The sequence below is a fragment of the Paenibacillus sp. PvR098 genome, from assembly GCF_017833255.1.
In the GTDB taxonomy this organism is placed as follows: domain Bacteria; phylum Bacillota; class Bacilli; order Paenibacillales; family NBRC-103111; genus Paenibacillus_G.
In genome coordinates this window covers 3,968,609-3,986,142 of record NZ_JAFIBU010000001.1, presented here as the reverse complement: position 1 = coordinate 3,986,142, position 17,534 = coordinate 3,968,609, and the positions used below count along the sequence as shown (strand labels likewise).

Sequence of the window (17,534 nt, the reverse complement as noted above, 5' to 3'; positions counted from 1 at the left end):
TCCCCTTTCGGCTCATTGTTACTTTCGTATTACTTGGCAAAATGCTGGTTGTACCAAGCCGCAGCAGCATGCACTTCCGAGCTCGTAAGCTGATGGCCCCGATGTTCCCAGTGCAGCGTAACGGATGCGCCTGCGCCTGCTAGTAACGCTTGTAAATCTTCCGTCTCCTGAGGAGTGCAGATTGGATCGTTTGTTCCCGCACCGATAAAGACGGGTGTTCCGGACAGATCCGGCAGCTCGACGCCGCGGCGCGGCACCATCGGATGGTGAAGAATGGCTCCTTTTAACGAATCTTTGTGATGAAATAAGAGACTTCCCGCAATATTCGCTCCATTAGAGTATGCGACGGCCACCATATTTAGACGATCCAATCCATATTCATCTGCGGCTTTGTCCAGAAAATCGCCCAGCTCCTGCGTCCTCAACAGCAGATCCTCTTCGTCAAATACGCCCTCCGCGAGTCGTCTGAAAAATCGCGGCATGCCGTTCTCAAGCACATTGCCCCGTACGCTGAGTACGGAGGCAGCCGGCGCAATGATCTCAGCCAGCGGCAGCAGGTCGCTTTCTGTACCGCCCGTTCCGTGTAAGAGCACTAGTGTTGGTGCAGCAAGATCCGTTCCCTTTTGAAAAATATGCTTCATTATTTATCCTCTCCCAAAACACGAATTTGAATAGGCGGCAGCCCCTGTTCAATAGCGGCACGTTGCGGTTCAAACCATTCGGGAAGCATCAGCTTTTCTCCTAATGCGTCAGCATCCTCATCCAGCGCGAATCCTGGGGGATCCGTAGCGATTTCAAAAAGGATTCCCCCTTCTTCACGGAAATAAATCGCATTGAAATATTGCCGGTCCACAATAGGGGTCGGTTGAAACCCGCTCTGCAAAATATGATTTCTCCATAATTGATGATCCTGGTCATCCTTCGCACGCCATGCAATATGATGAACGGTACCTGCACCGCCTTGGCCTGAGCCCATAGCCACAGCATTGACATCAATCACGTTGCCCAGATCGCCTACGGCCCGAAACCGGACAAAGCCCCCTTCTTCCCCTTCCTTTTCAAGCCCCATCACATGCTCAAGCAGGTTCATGGTTTGGTCAGGAGCAGTACTAAAGAGCACGGCACCTCCAAAGCCTTTAATCGCTTTGTCCGGCGTAACACCCCCGAACGACCATTGACTCCGGGGACCTTCTTCCCGCTCTACAAGCTCAAGTTGAAGGCTGTCACTATCCTTAAATTGAAGATATTCTTCGGAGAACCTCTCCGTCCGTGAATACGATATATTCAATTTCTGCAAGCGATCCTCCCAAAAGCCCAATGCGCCTGGCGGAACGACAAAGGTGGTCGTTCCGACCTGACCTCCACCAATACGGCCCCGTCTTGCATTAGCCCATGGGAAAAAAGTGATCGCTGTGCCCGGGCTTCCCGTCTCATTGCCGAAATACAGATGGTACACCTCCGGCGCGTCAAAGTTAATCGTCTTTTTGACGAGCCTGAGGCCAAGCACCCCGGCGTAGAAATCAACGTTTTCCTGTGCGTCTGTTACAAAAGCTGTAATATGATGAATTCCTGCAGTTTGCTGCGGCATATGATCCACTCCTCTATATTTTTACCTGTCCACCAGATAGATCAAAACACCTTCACTCGATTTTCTGGGCTTCCAGCCCCAGTTTTTTTAACAGCTCGATGGCATCCCTTTTTTCCTCGGGCGCGAGCCCCTGCATGATAGACTCAATCACGTTCGCATGATCCGGAAAAATCGTATGGAACAAATCGGTTCCCTTATCAGCGATGACGGCGTACGTCACTCTGCGATCTTCGGAGCACGGAACGCGGTTTAGGTATCCTTTCTTTTCCAGCTTGTCGATATTGTAGGTGATGCTTCCGCTGGTCACCAAAATTTTGTCACCGATCTGCTGAAGGGGGATTCTTCCCTTATGATACAGCAGTTCCAGCACAGTAAATTCCGTCGCGGAAAGACCGTATTTTTTCATATCCCTCATCGCGCGGTCCATCACCACTTTGTATGCCTTAGAAAGCACAACCAGCAATTTTAATGATAGCTCCCGATTATCCAGTGCTTGCAACCCGTTCAGATCATTCATTTTATTTTATTCATCCCCAAAACATATATCTTAAATTTAATATTCTTTAATTTAAGATAAATATACTCCTTCGTTCGTTTATTGTCAACACAAGGTGTTCATGCGATCAGCAGCAAAACCATCCGTTTCCATCCACCTTAGGTTGCGATATAATGAGGGCTATTATAGAAAACGGGAGTGGGTAAGACGATGTACAAAATGCTTGCTATCGACATAGACGATACGCTGATTAACGATGAGAAACAAATTACGGAAGGAACCAGGCAGGCGCTCGCCGCCGCTATGTCTCAAGGCGTTATCGTTACGCTGGCTACCGGCCGCATGTATGCTTCCGCCAAGCAGCTGGCCGGCCAGCTCGCGCTGAATGTGCCGCTGATCACGTATCAGGGCTCGCTTGTCAAGAACGCGATCGACGGTCAGGTCCTGTACAAAAGGACCGTGCCCGTGGATGCTGCCAGAACCATCTTCGAGTTCTGCGGTAGTCATGGCCTCCATCTGCAAACTTATGTGGACGATGTGCTGTACGTGAAGGAAAACAACGAGAAGGCAGAAGCGTACGCAGCACTATCTAATATTCCGTATTCCGTTTACCCCGATTTTGAAAAACTCATCTCGATGCCGTCCACCAAACTGCTGATCATCGACGACCCCGAGGTGCTGGACCGTGTGGCCCTGCAATTGCGCGAGCTTCTTGGCGGCAAAGTGCATATTACGAAGTCAAAGCCTCATTTTCTGGAGATCGTACATGCGGAGGGGACCAAGGGACACGCCTTATCTCATGTGGCGGAGCATTTTGGACTGGAGCTATCGCAAATCATCGCGATCGGCGACAGCTGGAACGATCGCGAGATGCTGGAGGCAGCCGGACTCGGTGTCGCGATGGGGAACGCCGTTGACGCGCTGAAGGAAATCGCCGACTACGTCACGCTGAGCAACAATGACGACGGAATCAAGCATGTCGTAGAGAAATTTATTTTGCAAACCGTTTAAAAAATTATCAGTTAGCTTGCCCATAACGAACCTGGCCCCACTAAATTGGAAAAGATATTCCAGTGAAAGTGAGACTGGGTTTGTTTGTCGTTGTATAAGATCTCGCTCATCCCAAGCTATCTTCTCATTAGAGCATGTTCTCACCCTTTCCCCCGCTCTGCATACGCTGTATTACAAAAGCAGTAGGCTTTTGTCTAATGGAGGTGGATGAGTGTGGACGTCTCGTTAATTTCGCTGCATTGGGTGTATCTCTCATTTATTTTGTTGATCATCGGTTTTATGGTGATGCGACGGGACACAAGTATTTTGTGTATTACGGGTATTTTGGTTCTTGGTCTGCTCTCTACGCAATCTCTGCACGCTTCGGTCAGCGGAGTGTTCAACAGCTTTATTTATGCGATTCAAGAGCTGCTCGGCACCATTCTGATCATCTCGATCATTGTATCGATGAGTAAAGTACTGACTCACACAGGCATCAATGAAGTGATGATTTCGCCGTTTACCAGGTTGATCCGGACGCCCTCGCTGGCCTACTGGGTCATCGGTATCCTCATGATGGTGATTTCTTGTTTTTTTTGGCCTTCTCCAGCAGTAGCCTTAGTAGGGGCCGTTCTGCTCCCCGTAGCCCTGCGGGTGGGTCTTCCAGCGCTAGGCGTAGCGATGTCGATGAATCTGTTCGGGCACGGTATCGCTTTGTCGGGTGACTACATTATTCAAGGAGCGCCGAAGCTGACCGCCGATGCGGCGGGCATTCCCGTAGCCGATGTACTAGAAGCTAGCGTGCCCCTTGTCATTGTGATGGGTGCTGTGACGACGATCACCGCTTTTTGGATGCTGCGGCGCGACATGCGAAACGGTAAGCTTGCACCCGGGAGCTTGGCAGAAGCGCCGGCAGCGGTTAGCACGACTCCCAAGGAAGAGCTAGCTTCAAAGCTTACTCCTGTTAGCCGGAGGGTACTGGCTATTCTGATTCCGCTTCTGTTCGTTGCCGACGTCGCGGCGATGTTCGCATTCGATCTGCAGGGGGGGGACGCTACCGCTCTGGTTGGCGGCACAGCCTTGCTTGCGATGCTGCTCATCTCGCTGCTCGCTCACCGCGGGCAAGGCTTGGAGCGAGCGACCGCTGATCTCATTGAGGGCTTCCTGTTCGGCTTTCGGGTATTCGGGCCCGTCATCCCAATAGCAGCTTTCTTCTACTTGGGTGATTCAGCGTTCACAGAGATCTTTGGTAAAGTACTCCCAGAAAGCTCCCATGGAATCGTGAACGACCTCGGCTATGCATTAGCAAACACGGTTCCGCTGAACCAAGCGGTCGGCGCCATTACCCTGACAACGGTAGGCGCTATCACCGGGCTGGACGGCTCCGGCTTCTCCGGGATCTCTTTGGCCGGCTCCATCGCCAACCTGTTCTCCACCGCCATCGGCAGCGGTATTGCCACGCTGACTGCGCTCGGTCAGATCGCAGCGATCTGGGTCGGCGGGGGCACGCTCATTCCTTGGGCGCTCATTCCTGCTGCCGCGATTTGCGGCGTGGATCCTTTTGAATTGGCAAGGCGGAACCTGAAGCCAGTTGTGTTAGGATTGATCGTAACGACAATCGTAGCTATGTTTATCATCTGAAGTTCCCAGACGCAGTCTCCAGTAAGGACGAGTGCAGTTGAAAAGAACCGAGCATCTCCCATTTCTTAGTCACCTTTAAGTACCCATGACATATATTGGTACTGTCAATAGGCATTCGTACATAACGACGCCTGCCTAGTTAAGATAAAAGGAGATGTGCAAATGGTTTATTTCGATCCTTATTACGATCCGTACCGAGGTATCCCCGGGTTTCCAGGCGGATTCCCAGGCGGGATGCCGGGTACTCAGCCGGGTGGGTTCCTAGGCGGATTCCCGGGCACTCAGCCGGGCGGATTCCCGGGCACTCAGCCGGGCGGATTCCCGGGCACTCAGCCGGGCGGATTCCCGGGTACTCAGCCGGGCGGATTTCCAGGCGGGATGCCGGGCACTCAGCCGGGCGGATTTCCAGGCGGGATGCCGGGTACTCAGCCGGGCGGATTTCCAGGCGGGATGCCGGGTACTCAGCCGGGCGGATTTCCAGGCGGGATGCCGGGTACTCAGCCGGGCGGATTCCCAGGCGGGATGCCGGGTACTCAGCCGGGCGGATTCCCAGGCGGGATGCCGGGCACTCAGCCGGGCGGATTCCCAGGCGGGATGCCGGGTACTCAGCCGGGCGGATTTCCAGGCGGGATGCCAGTTACTCAGCCGGGCGGGTTCCCAGGCGGGATGCCGGGTACTCAGCCGGGCGGATTCCCAGGCGGGATGCCGGGTACTCAGCCGGGCGGATTCCCAGGCGGGATGCCCGGTACTCAGCCGGGTGGGTTCCCAGGCGGATTCCCGGGTACTCAGCCGGGCGGATTCCCAGGCGGGATGCCGGGCCCTGGAGCAGGCCAAACCGGCGCTCCCCAATCCGCCCCTCCTTCCTTCATACCGCAAAAACCGGTTCAACTATATGCGGTGGACCCCGGCGGAATCCGCAGATGCCGGTTCCGGTTCGTCTACATCTGGCAGACCAACGGGGAACAATATTGGATATATCTTACACGTGTGGACCGTAACTCTCTGGCCGGTTACCGTTGGTACGGTTACGGGCCTTACGGATTCTGGGTATACTTCGGACTTGATTTGCGCCGCGTAGAATCATTTTTCTGTTTCAGGTAAGACCAAGAGCCCTGTGCCGCCACGCACAGGGCTCTTGCTTTTGTCATATTAACTTTTTGCCGCTCTGCCGTAGCTCAGATAATACACAGTGGCTCCGACCATAATGATGAGCGAGAACAAGAGCAGCAGGTTGCTATACATCCAAGCACCGGAATCCGTCACAAGCGGGTTCAAGGGAAAGCTGAACAGCTTCTCATCCAGCGCCCGGCCAACCACGGCTGTTCCGACCGCTCCGGAAATGAAGCCGACGAGATTAAACAGCCCCATTCCGATACCCGTTTCCTGTGGCGATAGCGTCTGGGATACACTGTTCGCAATCGCCGTCTGAATGAAAGAAAAACCAATGTAAGTGAGCACCATGGAAATGGAAATCAGCCAAGGTTGAAACGAAATCAAGGTGGAAACGAGCAGCAGACTGCTGATGAGCAGAGCAACGCCGATCGTTACGACAAAAGGATTTCCTTTTTTGTCCGCCAAGCCTCCGCCAATCGGTCCGAATAAGACCGCACTGATTGCACTAGGAAACAGCACCCAGCCGATCATATCCGTACTCAGTCCTTTGACGCCGCTCAGCATAAGCGGGACAGCAAACATAATACCCATAACCGTACAGAAAATAATAAAACCGACAATCAATCCGCTGCGGAACAGTCGGTTGCGCAGCAAAGAAGGCTCGATGAACGGATGCTTGGCCCGTCGGATGTGAATAACAAACCAAGCGAGCAGCCCCCCCCCCGGCAGCCAGCCAGTACCAGCGGAGCTCAGAGAAAAACAGAATCATGCCGCCCACCCCAAGTCCGATCAAGATCGCTCCGGGCACATCCACCTTCCCCTCACGCACCTCTTCCTCGGGAAGCGACCTACGGAAGAACGGGATGGAGATCAGCGTACACAGCGGGATCAGAAACAAGAACGACCAATGGTATGCAGCGGACACGAAACCGCCGATCACGGGTCCTACGCCTATGGCCAAAGCGATCGTTGAATTCAAAATGCCGAATACTTTTCCCCGATCCTCTATGGAAAAATATCTTACTACGACCACCATGATGAGCGCCGGTATGGCCGATGCTCCCGCTCCTTGAATCGCTCTCGAAAAAATAACAAGTGCGTAAGAAGATTGAAAGACGAAACCGAGCACCGACCCCACATTATAAATCAGGATGCCAATTACAATCAGCTTCTTCAAACTGTAAATGTCCGAGAGCTTCCCATAAATGACAGAACCAATACCAAAAAAGATGATAAATGTCGTCAACATCCAGCTGACTCCCGACGGCGTAAGGCCGTATTGTGCAGCGATGCTAGGCGTGGACACGTTAAACAACGTTTCATTCAACACGCTAAAAAAGATAATGAACATAATCCAAGGCGCCGTTCTGCGCAGCTCCATAGACGCGGCGTCAGGCGGTTTTGAAGCTGTTGCTGCTTCTATCATTTTTTTCTCCTTTCATTTCTCCACTTTCTATCTGTGTTCTTCTCCATCATCCGTTACCTCATCTTAGCACAACGATGCCCATCGCTTATCGGGTACACTTTGTTAAATAAGAAATTTCCGGTGCAGACCATGTTCTCCTCCTAAATTCCAGTATACGGACTTACCCTGACAGGATCCGTCATATATGAACTTACTTCATAAAAATATCCTTAATTTACAAGGCCAAGAATATTAGTTCGATATTGTGCCAATAGAAGATAACAGAAAAAGCAGCCCGCAGGCTGCTTTTGTCCATCATTGCTTTTTATCCATTACCATTCAAATCGCTACAACAAATCGGCCACACGAGCGGCCTCCCGCTTCTCTTCCTCGGGGATCAAATCGCTAAACTCAAACACCAACGTCCCGGTGCCGGAAATCTTCAAGGTAACGAGCTTGTTCTTCACATAGCCCTCCAAAAGTTTCTGCGCCTCGGTCACCGACAGCCGTGTATTCATCGCTACCTCAGAAGCGGTCAATCGGCCCGAGTGCCTGGCGGCGAGTCGCAAAATTTCATTCTCCAACTCGTCTTGCCTCCGCGCTTTTGACTTGTGGACGACCCGTACCGCGTACCAAACGCCGAGAGTTAAGGGCAGCACCGCAAACAGAAGCACCAGCACCAGCTCCGACAGCAGTCCGCTCTCCATATCTTCACTTGCGACCGACCCGCCGAGCATGATGAGCCCGAATAATGCCACCAGCAGTCCAAAAGCAAATTTCAACCGTTCAGCCCAATTCAACGGTCATCCCCCTCTGCGTGGATGATTTCTTTTTACTATAACTTACAGGGGGCCATCAGGCAATAGAATCGGTCGATTTACAGACCCTGATATACTATGAACGGGCGGCGATATAATCCGGACGAGGCTTTTGGCCGGAGAACGGCTCGACAATCCGGTTCTCCGTGCTGTTATACACCAAGAATACGTTGCTGCGCGGCATCGGTGTAATGTTGCTGCCAGAGCCATGCATAAGATTGCAGTCGAACAGTAGGATCGAACCCGCTTTGCCAACCGGGGCCTCAATGCCGCCTTGGCGGACAAGCTCGGTCAAGCTTACTTGATCGGGCACTCCGTATTCTTGACGGCGAAGCGAGCTTCGGTAATGGTCATCCGGCGTCTCGCCCACGCAGGTAACGAACGTCCGGTGGGAGCCGGGCACTACCATCAGCGGACCGTTAAAATAACTGTTGTCTTCAAGCGCAATCGAGCAGCTAAGCGCCCGCATTCTGGGCATGCCGTCTTCCACGTGCCATGTTTCGAAGTCGGAGTGCCAATAAAATTCTTTACCGTTAAAGCCGGGCTTAAAATTGATGCGGGACTGATGCATATACACGTCGCTTCCCAGCAAATACCGAACGATTTCAAGGAGCCTGGAATGCTGGGATAGCGAGCTGAACACTGGGTTGTCGCGATGGACCGCAAACACCGAGCGCACTTCATTACTCCCCGGTTCACGAATCACTTCCTCCGCATCCGAATGTCGGCCTGCCTCCCACAGCCTTGTGAGCTCTTCACGCCAATCATTCACCTCGGCATCCGTGAAAAAGCTCTCGAGGAACAAGTAACCATTCTTCTCGTAGAAATTTGATTGCTCCCGGGCAACCGGGCTGTCCTTCGTCCAATCGGAATAGATTACAGGATCCTTGCGTTTGATAAATTCCACAGCCGACTTGATTCTGGAGGGATACGCATCCTCTATACTTCCGGTAGAACGGGTATTCACCGTTACCATCTGATCTTCCGTCCGAACATTTGCCCCATTATAAGCCACGTTTATCAGCTCCTTTTATTATTTTGAGCTCACCTTCAGCCTCTCGTTTCGGCAACCTCGGCAGACACCGGATACACGCCGTCCTTGTCATGAACCTCGCGCCCCGTTAATGGAGGGTTAAATACGCAAACCATACGCATATCCGTCTTCCCTCGAAGGTAGTGCTTTTCATGCTCATCCAACGCATAGAGCGTTCCCGGCCGGATAGGGTACGTTTGTCCGCCGATCACCTCAATTTCTCCCTCGCCTTCAATGCAATAAACTGCTTCCACATGGTTCTTATACCAGATCAACGTTTCCGTACCCGCCTTAATGACGGTGTCGTGCATTGAAAACCCCATGCCGTCCTTTTGAAGCAGCAATCTGCGGGAAGTCCAAGTCGGCGTGTCGACATCGTCCTGCGTATTTAGAACCTGTTCCAGATGTTTTACGATCATATCTCTTTACGCTCCCTTCCCTTGAGACGAATTCCGAATCCCGGCCGCCAGCTCTTTCATACTCTCAGCGACCCGCTGCAGCCCTTGTTCAAATACCTCATCCTCAATCGTCAGCGGAGGCATCAGCTTCGCCACTTCGCTGTCGGGTCCGGAAGTTTCCATGATGACTCCGCGCTGGAAAGCAGCTTCGCACAGCAATTCGGCTGTTCCTGCTTTCGCAAAGGCAATCCCTTGGATGAAACCCTTGCCTCGCACTTCCCCTTGCAGCTGTGGATAGGCCTCCACCTGTTCTTCCAGAAACGTACGCATCCGTTTAGCTTTGCGCTTCACTTGAATCGAGAACGCATCGGATTCCCAATAGGACAGCGCCTCCGTTGCGGCGATAAAGCCCAGATTGTTCCCCCGGAACGTGCCATTATGCTCTCCCGGAGCCCATATATCCAGCTCAGGCTTGATTAGCGTCAAGGCCATTGGGAGTCCGTAGCCGCCGATGGATTTGGACAAACAAACGATATCCGGACGAATCCCCGCTTCGTCGAAGCTGAAGAACGTCCCCGTCCGGCCGCAGCCCATCTGGACGTCATCGATGATAAACACAATTCCCCGTTTTTCGCACAGCTTTTCCAATCGTTTCAACCATGGGAGCGAGGCTACATTCAATCCACCCTCGCCCTGCACCGTCTCCACGATGACGGCTGCCGGAAGCGGAACGCCGCTGCCTGGATCATCAAGCAGCTTCTCGATATAAGCAACTGTATCCGTATCAGCACCGAAATAACCGTCGTAGGGCATGAACACGGAATGGCCCAAGGCCACGCCGGCGCCTTTTCGCTTAAACTTGTTGCCCGTAACGGAGAGCGACCCCAGCGTCATCCCGTGGAACGCGTTCGTAAAGCAAAGCACCGTCTCACGTTCCGTCACCTTACGGGCGATTTTCATTGCGCTTTCCACCGAATTGGTTCCCGTTGGTCCCGGGAACATTACTTTATATTGCAAGCCTCTCGGATTCAAAATCACATCACGGAAACGGGTAAGGAAATCCTCTTTTGCTTTAGTAGCCATGTCCAAGCTATGGGTGATGCCGTCCTCTAACAAATACTGAACCAGCTTTTGTCGAATCTGCTCATTGTTATGCCCATAGTTCAATGCGCCTGCACCGGCGAAAAAATCGATATATTCCCGTCCATTGACATCCCAAAGCTTATCGTTGCTCGCTTTCGAAAATACCGTACGGAAGCTTCTGCAATAACTCCGCACCTCCGATTCCAATTCTTCAAAAACGTGCATAGAAGTCAATTCCGTCGTTTCTGTCATTGTTTGCGTCATTATTCATCATCCTCCTAGTTATAGTTAAACCGATATCTATTTGATCTGAAGCGGTCCAATGCGATATATGCATTCTTCTTCATGAGAGCCGCCTCCCGGAAAAATCTCGGCCGGGTAACCTTCCTCCATTTTGCAAACGCTACCATACAGTTTGGCTATACTACCGAAAAGACTTCGGGAAGCTTGGTTCGAGGGGCTTATGGTCGCTTCCACGAATCGTATGGCATGGTCTCCGCAGCCAGCCAGCAGCTCCTGAAGCAGCGCTTTACCGATCCCCCTGCCGCGGTGCTCTGAAGCTACGGCAATTTGCCAGACGAACAGCGTATCCTCATGGCCGGGGGGACGAAATGCAGATACGAAGCCCGCCAGCTTCCCGTCCTGCTCCGCCACGATGCAAGTATCGCGGAAATAATCGCAAAGCATGATATAGCAGTAAGCCGAATTGAGATCCAGCGTCCCCGCGGAGCGAATCAGCTCCCACACTTTACCTCCGTCCTCTTTGTCAGGCTTTCGGTATCGAATGATGCTCGCGCCCGTTTGCGGCATCCAATCCCTCCTTTTTATACACCTACAGTTGATCGGAATCGTCTAAGAAAAGCTTGAAGCCGTTCACTTTGCGGATTCTCAAAAAGCTCTTTGGGCGTTCCTTCCTCCAAGATAACGCCGTCGGCGGCGAACACGACGCGGTCGGCCACCTCGCGGGCAAACTCCATCTCATGGGTAATAAGAATCATCGCCATTTCGCCCTCTTCCGCAATTTCTTTGATGACCTCAAGCACCTCGCCCACCAGCTCGGGATCAAGCGCGGAGGTCACCTCATCGAACACCATGACCTTCGGTCGCATGACCAGAGCCCGTGCAATCGCCACGCGCTGCTTTTGTCCTCCTGAAAGCTGCGCGGGGTAGGATTCCAGCTTCTCTTCCAGCCCCACCTTCCGCAGCATGAACACCGCGCGCTCCCGCGCCTCCTCCGCGCTAAGCTTCAACACCCGCATCGGGGCCTCCGTCACATTGCGAAGCACCGTCATATGAGGAAACAGGTTAAAATGCTGAAACACCATCCCGATGCTGCTGCGCATCCGGTGCAGATGCTTCTCATTCGCGCGAACCTGCTTACCGCCCGATTCCATATGCCAAAGCGGTTCGCCGCCAATCTCAATCGACCCGGAGGTAGGTTCCTCCAATGTCATCAGCAGGCGGCCAAGCGTTGTTTTGCCCGAACCGCTCGGGCCGATGATGGCTACCTTCTCGCCAGGCGCGATATCCAGGTCTATTCCCTTTAGTACCTCGATATCACCGAAATTTTTTCGAATATTCAAATATCTTACTATAGGACAACCCGTCATCTGGTTTCATCTCCTGTCTCTCGCCTGAGGTCAAAGCCCTCTTTGACGATTCAGCTTGATTTCCAACCTTCTAACCAGCAGGGAAGCCGGAAAACTGATCAGCAGAAACAGTATGCCAACCATTGTATAGGGCTCGAACACGCGGTACGAAACCGAAGCGATATTTTTGGCCGTAAGCAATAGTTCCACCAGCGTAATCGCTGAAAGGATAGGCGTTTCTTTAAACATCACGATCAAGTAATTGCCCATCACCGGCACGATAGGCGGAATCGCCTGGGGCAGTACGATGGAGAACCACGTTCTCGCTTTAGAGAAGTTGAGCGCAGTGGCCGCTTCCCACTGCCCCTTGGGGATGGCCTCGATGCCAGAACGGTACACTTCGGACAAATAAGTGCTGTAATGAAGGCCCAAGCCGATCATGCCAACGGTAAAAGCCGATAGCGAGATATTGGTCATTAAAGGCAGGCTGTAATACAGTAAAAATATTTGCACCAGTAATGGCGTATTTCGCACAAACTCCGTCAAAACCTTTGCCGCCAAAGCGAGCGGTTTCCGGCGCGATCTGGCAGCCAAAGCCAGAAGCAGACCGCCTACACAGGCTAGGGCAAATCCCCCTACTGTTGCCGTAATCGTCATCCTTAAAGCGATCAGCAGTTCCGGCAAGATTTGCAGACTATATTCCCAATTCCACATCGCTACATCCTCCCCGCCGCCGCTTTTCGTTCGACCCACCGGGTGCATAAGGACACGGTATAGGCCATGACAAAATAGAACAGAAGCAGCAGCGAAAAAATGTACGGCGTCATCGGGTAGTAATTGTTACGAAGCAGCATCGCCTGGTAAGTCAGATCGGCCAGCGTGATGAAGTATACCAGGGAAGTTGACTTGATCAGTTCGATCATCAAATTGCCGAACGGGGGCAGCATACGAAGAAAAGCTTGTGGAAAAATAATTCGCGTCATCCGCTCATAAGGTGTCATATTCAGCGCGATCGCTGCCTCCCACTGCCCTTTGGGGACCGCAAGAATTGAGCTTCGGACAATCTCCGATCCGTATGCGCCGTAATTGAGCCCGACCGCGAGCACAGCCGCCAGCAGCTTCGGAAGCTCCACCCCAAGGAATGGCAGTGCAAAGTAAAGCCAGAACAGCTGCACCAAGAGTGAAGTTCCGCGAAACACTTCAACGTAAACCGCCGTTGCCGTCCGTACGACCCACCATCTGGAAAGCTTGCAAAGCCCCGCCGTCACCGCTGCCGCAAAAGCTACGATTCCGGAAAGCACGGCCACCAGGACCGTCACCTTAGCCCCTTCCAGCAGCAGCGGCAGCATACTCATTACGGTAACGTCCATGTTACCCGCCGCACAGCTCCGCGGCCGTCATGTCTCCCGGAAGCTCATCCTCCGTGAATCTGAATTTCTGCAAGATGGTAAGCAGCTTGCCCGAATCCTTAAGCTTCTTCAGCTCCGTATTGAAAGCGTCCTTAAACGCTTGATCATCCAACCGGAAGGCGGTAGCCCCGTAACCCCTGACGCTTTTGCCATCCACCGTCGGCTGTTCGAAATCGGCAACTCGTTCCAAATTGCTGTCATTCGCCATATCCAGCATGGACTGAAGTGCAGGACCTGTCATTGTAATCGCTTCCGCGCGGCCTGCTTGCAGTGCGCTGATGGCGGATGCCTGATCAGGGACGATCAGCATGCGCTCCTTCGGTACGCCGGATGCCTCCAAATACCCGAGTTCCACCGCTCCGGCCATGACCGCCACCTTGGCATCCTTGTTCTCGGCAATATCTTTGTAACTATGTAGTACTAAAGGATTTCCTTTCTTGACGGCAATCGCTTCCCCGATGCTGTACTCCGGATCGGCGAAAGCGACAGCCGAACAACGGTCAGGATTAATGAACATTCCCGCGGTAATCAGATCGAATCGTTTGGCTTGCAAGCCTGCAACCAACGAACCGAATTCGGTTAATTCGCCGCGCATTTCATTAATTCCTAAATTTTTTAATACCGTCCTTGCAATTTCGACCGCTTCACCGGTCAGTTCCCCGTCCGCCGTTTGGTAAGCATACGGTTTTTCATTCGCAAATCCTACTGTGACATAACCTTGTTCTTGCGCTTTGGCTAATGTACCCTCTTTGTTGCCTCCGGCGGCAGCCGGGCTGTCTCCTTGCGGAGCTCCGGCATCATCTACAGTTCCGCATCCTGCCACTGCCGCAAACAACAAAAGAATGAGCGGAATTTTCAACCATTGCCTCAAGTCGTCCCACATCCCTCCAATGATTTTGATCGCTATCATTAATAATGCTAACATGATATCAGTTGTCGGTCATGCCGGATATCCTTGCTATATTCCAGATTATCCCTGTTCTCATGGGGTAAGGGAAGATTACCTGACCTATGCTCCTTTTTCCCGGTAGATCCTCCCGTATCATACCCCATTCCCCGGTTTACGTTCTTAGTCCCACTATGTTACGTAATTACCATAAACAAACATTTTTGTCAACTGACAAAACACAACAAATAGTACAAAAAAATCATTCTAAAGACCTATATTTAATTCACTTAGTTGAGCCTCTGCGCCGTCCATGTGACGGATACAATTTGCCAAGGACCATCGGCGGAGGCTTTGTTCAGTACAAAAGAGAACGATTGCTTCTCCGGCCGCTTTCCTAACGCGTTCACGGTCACTTCGACCAGAAGCTCGAACCCATTTTGCCCATTGGTGTCTTTTTCAGTAAAAGGTTTCGTCTTCCTGATCGACTTGATCTGGCTCATGGTTTGCAGAAAATAGTTCAGCGCGGGATTCTCCCGATCTGCGAACGATCTTCTAAGCAGCTCGGAATCCTGCTGATTCAGCGCAATGAAAAAGCTGTCGATGACCTCATAAGGAGTCGCTTGCCTGAACGCCTCGTCCAAACGGCCCGCCGCCTTGTAGACCATCCACTGATGGTCAGGGTCTACACTCCTCGAACCATGCGTGGAGCTGCCGAGGAAATGGATGCAGAAGTGTCCGGAGAAAGCGTTGTCCGGTATGCCGTCACCGCCATGAGGCATGCCATGCATCGATGCGGCAAGTGAATGGCCGTCGATTTGCACAAGCACGGCTCTCCGTCTCCAGCTCCACTCCCCATTGTAGATTTGCTTCATAACCTCCGTATCCGCTTTGGTGAGCGGCTGCATATCCGCATGGCTGCTTCCTGCTCGGCGCTGCGCCTGAAACCGAAGACCCGTTTCGAGATCCACGACTTGGGCGACGGACTTTCTGAAGACGGTTTTTTTGGCCTCCTCCCAGGGCACCAGCTTTCCGTAATGAGCCTCTCGTGCTGCACGGATATACCCAAGCAGCTTCTCCTTTACGGCGGGCTTCAGCTGCACGGTTTCCTTACGGTTCGCATCATACCAGTCACCCTGATCGTCGACTGCGTACAGGGCTTCACCTCCCGGTCCATGCAGTTTAATATAGGTGTCCGTCAGCACCGAGTGATGCTGCAGCTTCGCCGTCAAGCGGCGAAGCTGTTTCATCAGCGGGCCTGACTGCACCGTTAATTCCGTCCTCATCTCCGATTGCGGTGTAGCCATCACAATGACAGTCAAATAGTCTGGCGGACGAATGGCCGCAGCAGGGGAGTTCGATGGGGATATTCCCAAACTAATCCATACCGCTAGACAGACAAGCATGAGGTTGTTCATAGCTGCTCCTCCGTTCCTTTTATCAGAAAATACAAGCTTTAGCATTTTCCGCTTTTATCCCTAATATTCCTGTACAACCGATGAAAAAGTGGAGGCAGGGGGGACATCTATCCATATCCCTTTTCCCTTTTTTTCATAAAATAAAACCATATCTTAGATGGGTAGGTGATGAACGGGTGCAGTATTTGGATATGTTAACCCGCTTGGGTGCTGGAAGCGCACACCCGGGCGGATTCACAGCCACATTGGAACAGCTTCGCCGGTACCCGCTTCCTCCAGGAAGCCGGGTGCTCGAAGTCGGCTGCGGCACCGGCAGAACATCCTGTCACTTGGCTAAGCAGGGACATTCCGTCACAGGGCTGGACATTCGGCCCGAAATGCTGGCCAAGGCAAGGATCCGCGCCGCGAACGAAGGACTGCAGCTTGAGTTTGCGGAGGGCAGCATCACAGCTCTTCCCTTTGACGATGACACCTTTGATATTGTCCTTGCAGAATCCGTAACGAATTTTGCTGATATTCCCGCAGCGATAAAAGAATACCATCGCGTACTGAAACCCGGCGGCGTGCTTTATGACCGCGAAGTCATCGTATCCGGGAATATACCAGCCGATATTTACATGAAGCTGACCACATTTTTCAGTTTCGGCGGACTGCTTACGGAAGAGGCATGGATGGATTTGCTTGAAGCTCGTTTTAAAAAATCGGAGGTGCAAGACCGATCAGCATTCCAAGAGCATCTGACCGAAGACCAGTCAATCCATCCGGACCTTCATCAAATCATTGATCAGCAAGCCATCTTCGACGCTTCCATTTGGCGCACCTCTCTGGAGCATGATGAGTTGATCTTGAACAATCGGGACTATATCAGCTACGCGCTGTTTATCGCAAGCAAATCATGCTAAGGGATTGAAATTTATCAGTCAGGCGGGACCATGATGAAAACATCTTATATGGAAGCCGCAGAGCGGTTTATAGCATTGCATTTTCCGGCTTGCGAAGCAGCCATTCTGGCCGGAAGTGTCGTACAAGGCGGATCGACCGACACTTCGGACCTGGATATCGTCATTATTGACGAATCCGGTCCAGGCCCCTTTCGCAGGACGTACAAAGCATTCGGTTGGGTCATCGAGGCGTTCGTACTTACGGGAGAGACGTACCGTTATTTCTTTGATCAAGCCATTGAAAGCGCCATTCCATCTCTGCTCCGAATGTGCGCGGAAGGCATAGTGCTTCGCGGACACGAAGCCGTTTGCGGCTTGGCTGATGAGGCTAGGCGGGACTTAATAGCAGGTCCTCCCGCTTGGACGCGTCAGGAGCTGGACCGGGCGCGGTACGAAATTGGTGAAGCCCTGCACGATTTGCTAGGCACAGACCATCGCGGCGAAGGCATATTTATTGCAGCCAAGCTGGCCGAAGGCCTTGCCGCCTTCGCGCTGCGCACCGGAGGACAGTGGCTCGGCGACGGAAAATGGATGTACCGCGGCCTAGAGCGGTTTAACCCCGGATTAAGCAAGGAGTTGCTTGAAGCGCTCAACGCTTACTATAAGCTGGATCGCAAGGAGCCCCTTGCCGTTTATTCTCTTTCACTTCTGGAGCCTTACGGGGGGATCTTGACGGAAGGCTACGCCGAAGGGGAGTTTGAGATGATAGAGGAAATATAAAGAGCG

The 17,534-nt window shown here is 52.4% G+C and carries 19 protein-coding genes and 1 pseudogene; 5 read left to right on the top strand and 15 right to left on the bottom strand.

What is annotated here, in order from left to right:
* Positions 1 to 29 precede the first annotated feature (29 nt).
* The 3 genes from JOE45_RS19640 to JOE45_RS19630 are packed head-to-tail and all read right to left on the bottom strand — an operon-like array spanning position 30 to position 2,105.
* Positions 30 to 641 (bottom strand): alpha/beta hydrolase, encoded by a 612-nt coding sequence (locus JOE45_RS19640; RefSeq protein WP_210022738.1) that lies wholly within the window; start codon positions 639 to 641, stop codon positions 30 to 32.
* Positions 641 to 1,588 carry a ring-cleaving dioxygenase gene (locus JOE45_RS19635; protein ID WP_210022739.1) on the bottom strand — a complete coding sequence of 316 codons (948 nt, stop codon included), beginning with the start codon at positions 1,586 to 1,588 and terminating at the stop codon, positions 641 to 643. Before JOE45_RS19635 ends, JOE45_RS19640 begins: the two co-directional genes overlap by 1 nt.
* A gap of 52 nt (positions 1,589 to 1,640) precedes the next feature.
* A complete protein-coding gene (locus JOE45_RS19630; protein ID WP_210022740.1) occupies positions 1,641 to 2,105 on the bottom strand; it encodes a MarR family winged helix-turn-helix transcriptional regulator in 465 nt (154 codons plus the stop codon).
* Between the two features lie 189 nt (positions 2,106 to 2,294).
* Between JOE45_RS19630 and JOE45_RS19625 the strand changes: the two genes are divergently transcribed.
* The 3 genes from JOE45_RS19625 (at position 2,295) to JOE45_RS23655 (ending at position 5,816) form a co-directional block, all read left to right on the top strand.
* Positions 2,295 to 3,095 carry a Cof-type HAD-IIB family hydrolase gene (locus JOE45_RS19625; protein ID WP_210022741.1) on the top strand — a complete coding sequence of 267 codons (801 nt, stop codon included), beginning with the start codon at positions 2,295 to 2,297 and terminating at the stop codon, positions 3,093 to 3,095.
* A gap of 213 nt (positions 3,096 to 3,308) precedes the next feature.
* Positions 3,309 to 4,715 carry a hypothetical protein gene (locus JOE45_RS19620; protein ID WP_210022742.1) on the top strand — a complete coding sequence of 469 codons (1,407 nt, stop codon included), beginning with the start codon at positions 3,309 to 3,311 and terminating at the stop codon, positions 4,713 to 4,715.
* A gap of 162 nt (positions 4,716 to 4,877) precedes the next feature.
* Positions 4,878 to 5,816, top strand: a complete 939-nt coding sequence (locus tag JOE45_RS23655; protein WP_245247085.1) for a hypothetical protein — start codon at positions 4,878 to 4,880, stop codon at positions 5,814 to 5,816.
* Positions 5,817 to 5,864: 48 nt separating this feature from the next.
* On the opposite strand, the gene JOE45_RS23910 is transcribed toward JOE45_RS23655, so the two are convergent.
* The 12 genes and pseudogenes from JOE45_RS23910 to JOE45_RS19560 all read right to left on the bottom strand — a co-directional run bounded on the left by JOE45_RS23910 (position 5,865) and on the right by JOE45_RS19560 (position 15,867).
* Entirely contained in the window at positions 5,865 to 6,482 is a 618-nt protein-coding gene (locus JOE45_RS23910; protein WP_245247464.1) for an MFS transporter, read from the bottom strand.
* Positions 6,483 to 6,744: 262 nt separating this feature from the next.
* Positions 6,745 to 7,179: pseudogene (locus JOE45_RS23905) on the bottom strand (MFS transporter); the annotation flags it as partial.
* 401 nt (positions 7,180 to 7,580) lie between these two features.
* Positions 7,581 to 8,033, bottom strand: a complete 453-nt coding sequence (locus tag JOE45_RS19605; protein WP_210022743.1) for a hypothetical protein — start codon at positions 8,031 to 8,033, stop codon at positions 7,581 to 7,583.
* A 94-nt stretch (positions 8,034 to 8,127) separates the two neighbouring features.
* A complete protein-coding gene (gene thpD / locus JOE45_RS19600; RefSeq protein ID WP_245247402.1) occupies positions 8,128 to 9,027 on the bottom strand; it encodes an ectoine hydroxylase in 900 nt (299 codons plus the stop codon).
* A gap of 74 nt (positions 9,028 to 9,101) precedes the next feature.
* The gene (locus JOE45_RS19595; protein WP_210022744.1) at positions 9,102 to 9,503 is read right to left on the bottom strand and encodes an ectoine synthase; all 402 of its coding nucleotides are present in this window, start codon (positions 9,501 to 9,503) and stop codon (positions 9,102 to 9,104) included.
* A gap of 6 nt (positions 9,504 to 9,509) precedes the next feature.
* On the bottom strand, positions 9,510 to 10,829 hold the full coding sequence (gene ectB, locus JOE45_RS19590) for a diaminobutyrate--2-oxoglutarate transaminase (protein WP_245247084.1): 1,320 nt from the start codon (positions 10,827 to 10,829) through the stop codon (positions 9,510 to 9,512).
* Between the two features lie 36 nt (positions 10,830 to 10,865).
* Positions 10,866 to 11,375: a diaminobutyrate acetyltransferase gene (ectA, locus tag JOE45_RS19585; protein ID WP_210022745.1), complete on the bottom strand. Its 510-nt coding sequence runs from the start codon at positions 11,373 to 11,375 to the stop codon at positions 10,866 to 10,868.
* Between the two features lie 14 nt (positions 11,376 to 11,389).
* Positions 11,390 to 12,175: an ectoine/hydroxyectoine ABC transporter ATP-binding protein EhuA gene (ehuA, locus tag JOE45_RS19580; protein WP_245247083.1), complete on the bottom strand. Its 786-nt coding sequence runs from the start codon at positions 12,173 to 12,175 to the stop codon at positions 11,390 to 11,392.
* A 30-nt stretch (positions 12,176 to 12,205) separates the two neighbouring features.
* Positions 12,206 to 12,868 carry an ectoine/hydroxyectoine ABC transporter permease subunit EhuD gene (gene ehuD / locus JOE45_RS19575; protein WP_210022746.1) on the bottom strand — a complete coding sequence of 221 codons (663 nt, stop codon included), beginning with the start codon at positions 12,866 to 12,868 and terminating at the stop codon, positions 12,206 to 12,208.
* A gap of 2 nt (positions 12,869 to 12,870) precedes the next feature.
* Positions 12,871 to 13,524, bottom strand: coding sequence for an ectoine/hydroxyectoine ABC transporter permease subunit EhuC (gene ehuC / locus JOE45_RS19570; protein ID WP_210022747.1), 654 nt, complete (start codon positions 13,522 to 13,524; stop codon positions 12,871 to 12,873).
* A gap of 1 nt (position 13,525) precedes the next feature.
* Entirely contained in the window at positions 13,526 to 14,434 is a 909-nt protein-coding gene (gene ehuB, locus JOE45_RS19565) for an ectoine/hydroxyectoine ABC transporter substrate-binding protein EhuB (protein ID WP_245247082.1), read from the bottom strand.
* Positions 14,435 to 14,739: 305 nt separating this feature from the next.
* On the bottom strand, positions 14,740 to 15,867 hold the full coding sequence (locus JOE45_RS19560; RefSeq protein ID WP_210022748.1) for a hypothetical protein: 1,128 nt from the start codon (positions 15,865 to 15,867) through the stop codon (positions 14,740 to 14,742).
* Positions 15,868 to 16,043: 176 nt separating this feature from the next.
* Between JOE45_RS19560 and JOE45_RS19555 the strand changes: the two genes are divergently transcribed.
* Together JOE45_RS19555 and JOE45_RS19550 are read left to right on the top strand one after the other, a co-directional pair.
* A complete protein-coding gene (locus tag JOE45_RS19555; protein WP_210022749.1) occupies positions 16,044 to 16,769 on the top strand; it encodes a methyltransferase domain-containing protein in 726 nt (241 codons plus the stop codon).
* A gap of 33 nt (positions 16,770 to 16,802) precedes the next feature.
* Positions 16,803 to 17,528 carry a nucleotidyltransferase domain-containing protein gene (locus JOE45_RS19550; RefSeq protein ID WP_210022750.1) on the top strand — a complete coding sequence of 242 codons (726 nt, stop codon included), beginning with the start codon at positions 16,803 to 16,805 and terminating at the stop codon, positions 17,526 to 17,528.
* Positions 17,529 to 17,534 lie beyond the last annotated feature (6 nt).

Coding starts and splice junctions, on each gene's coding strand:
- JOE45_RS23655 (WP_245247085.1), top strand. CDS start 4,878: ATGGTTTATTTCGATCCTTATTACGATCCGTACCGAGGTATCCCCGGG.
- ehuD (WP_210022746.1), bottom strand. CDS start 12,868: ATGTGGAATTGGGAATATAGTCTGCAAATCTTGCCGGAACTGCTGATC.
- JOE45_RS19550 (WP_210022750.1), top strand. CDS start 16,803: ATGAAAACATCTTATATGGAAGCCGCAGAGCGGTTTATAGCATTGCAT.
- ehuC (WP_210022747.1), bottom strand. CDS start 13,524: ATGGACGTTACCGTAATGAGTATGCTGCCGCTGCTGCTGGAAGGGGCT.
- JOE45_RS19595 (WP_210022744.1), bottom strand. CDS start 9,503: ATGATCGTAAAACATCTGGAACAGGTTCTAAATACGCAGGACGATGTC.
- JOE45_RS19625 (WP_210022741.1), top strand. CDS start 2,295: ATGTACAAAATGCTTGCTATCGACATAGACGATACGCTGATTAACGAT.
- JOE45_RS19640 (WP_210022738.1), bottom strand. CDS start 641: ATGAAGCATATTTTTCAAAAGGGAACGGATCTTGCTGCACCAACACTA.
- JOE45_RS19630 (WP_210022740.1), bottom strand. CDS start 2,105: ATGAATGATCTGAACGGGTTGCAAGCACTGGATAATCGGGAGCTATCA.
- JOE45_RS19560 (WP_210022748.1), bottom strand. CDS start 15,867: ATGAACAACCTCATGCTTGTCTGTCTAGCGGTATGGATTAGTTTGGGA.
- ectA (WP_210022745.1), bottom strand. CDS start 11,375: ATGCCGCAAACGGGCGCGAGCATCATTCGATACCGAAAGCCTGACAAA.
- ehuA (WP_245247083.1), bottom strand. CDS start 12,175: ATGACGGGTTGTCCTATAGTAAGATATTTGAATATTCGAAAAAATTTC.
- JOE45_RS19635 (WP_210022739.1), bottom strand. CDS start 1,588: ATGCCGCAGCAAACTGCAGGAATTCATCATATTACAGCTTTTGTAACA.
- thpD (WP_245247402.1), bottom strand. CDS start 9,027: ATGGTAACGGTGAATACCCGTTCTACCGGAAGTATAGAGGATGCGTAT.
- ectB (WP_245247084.1), bottom strand. CDS start 10,829: ATGACGCAAACAATGACAGAAACGACGGAATTGACTTCTATGCACGTT.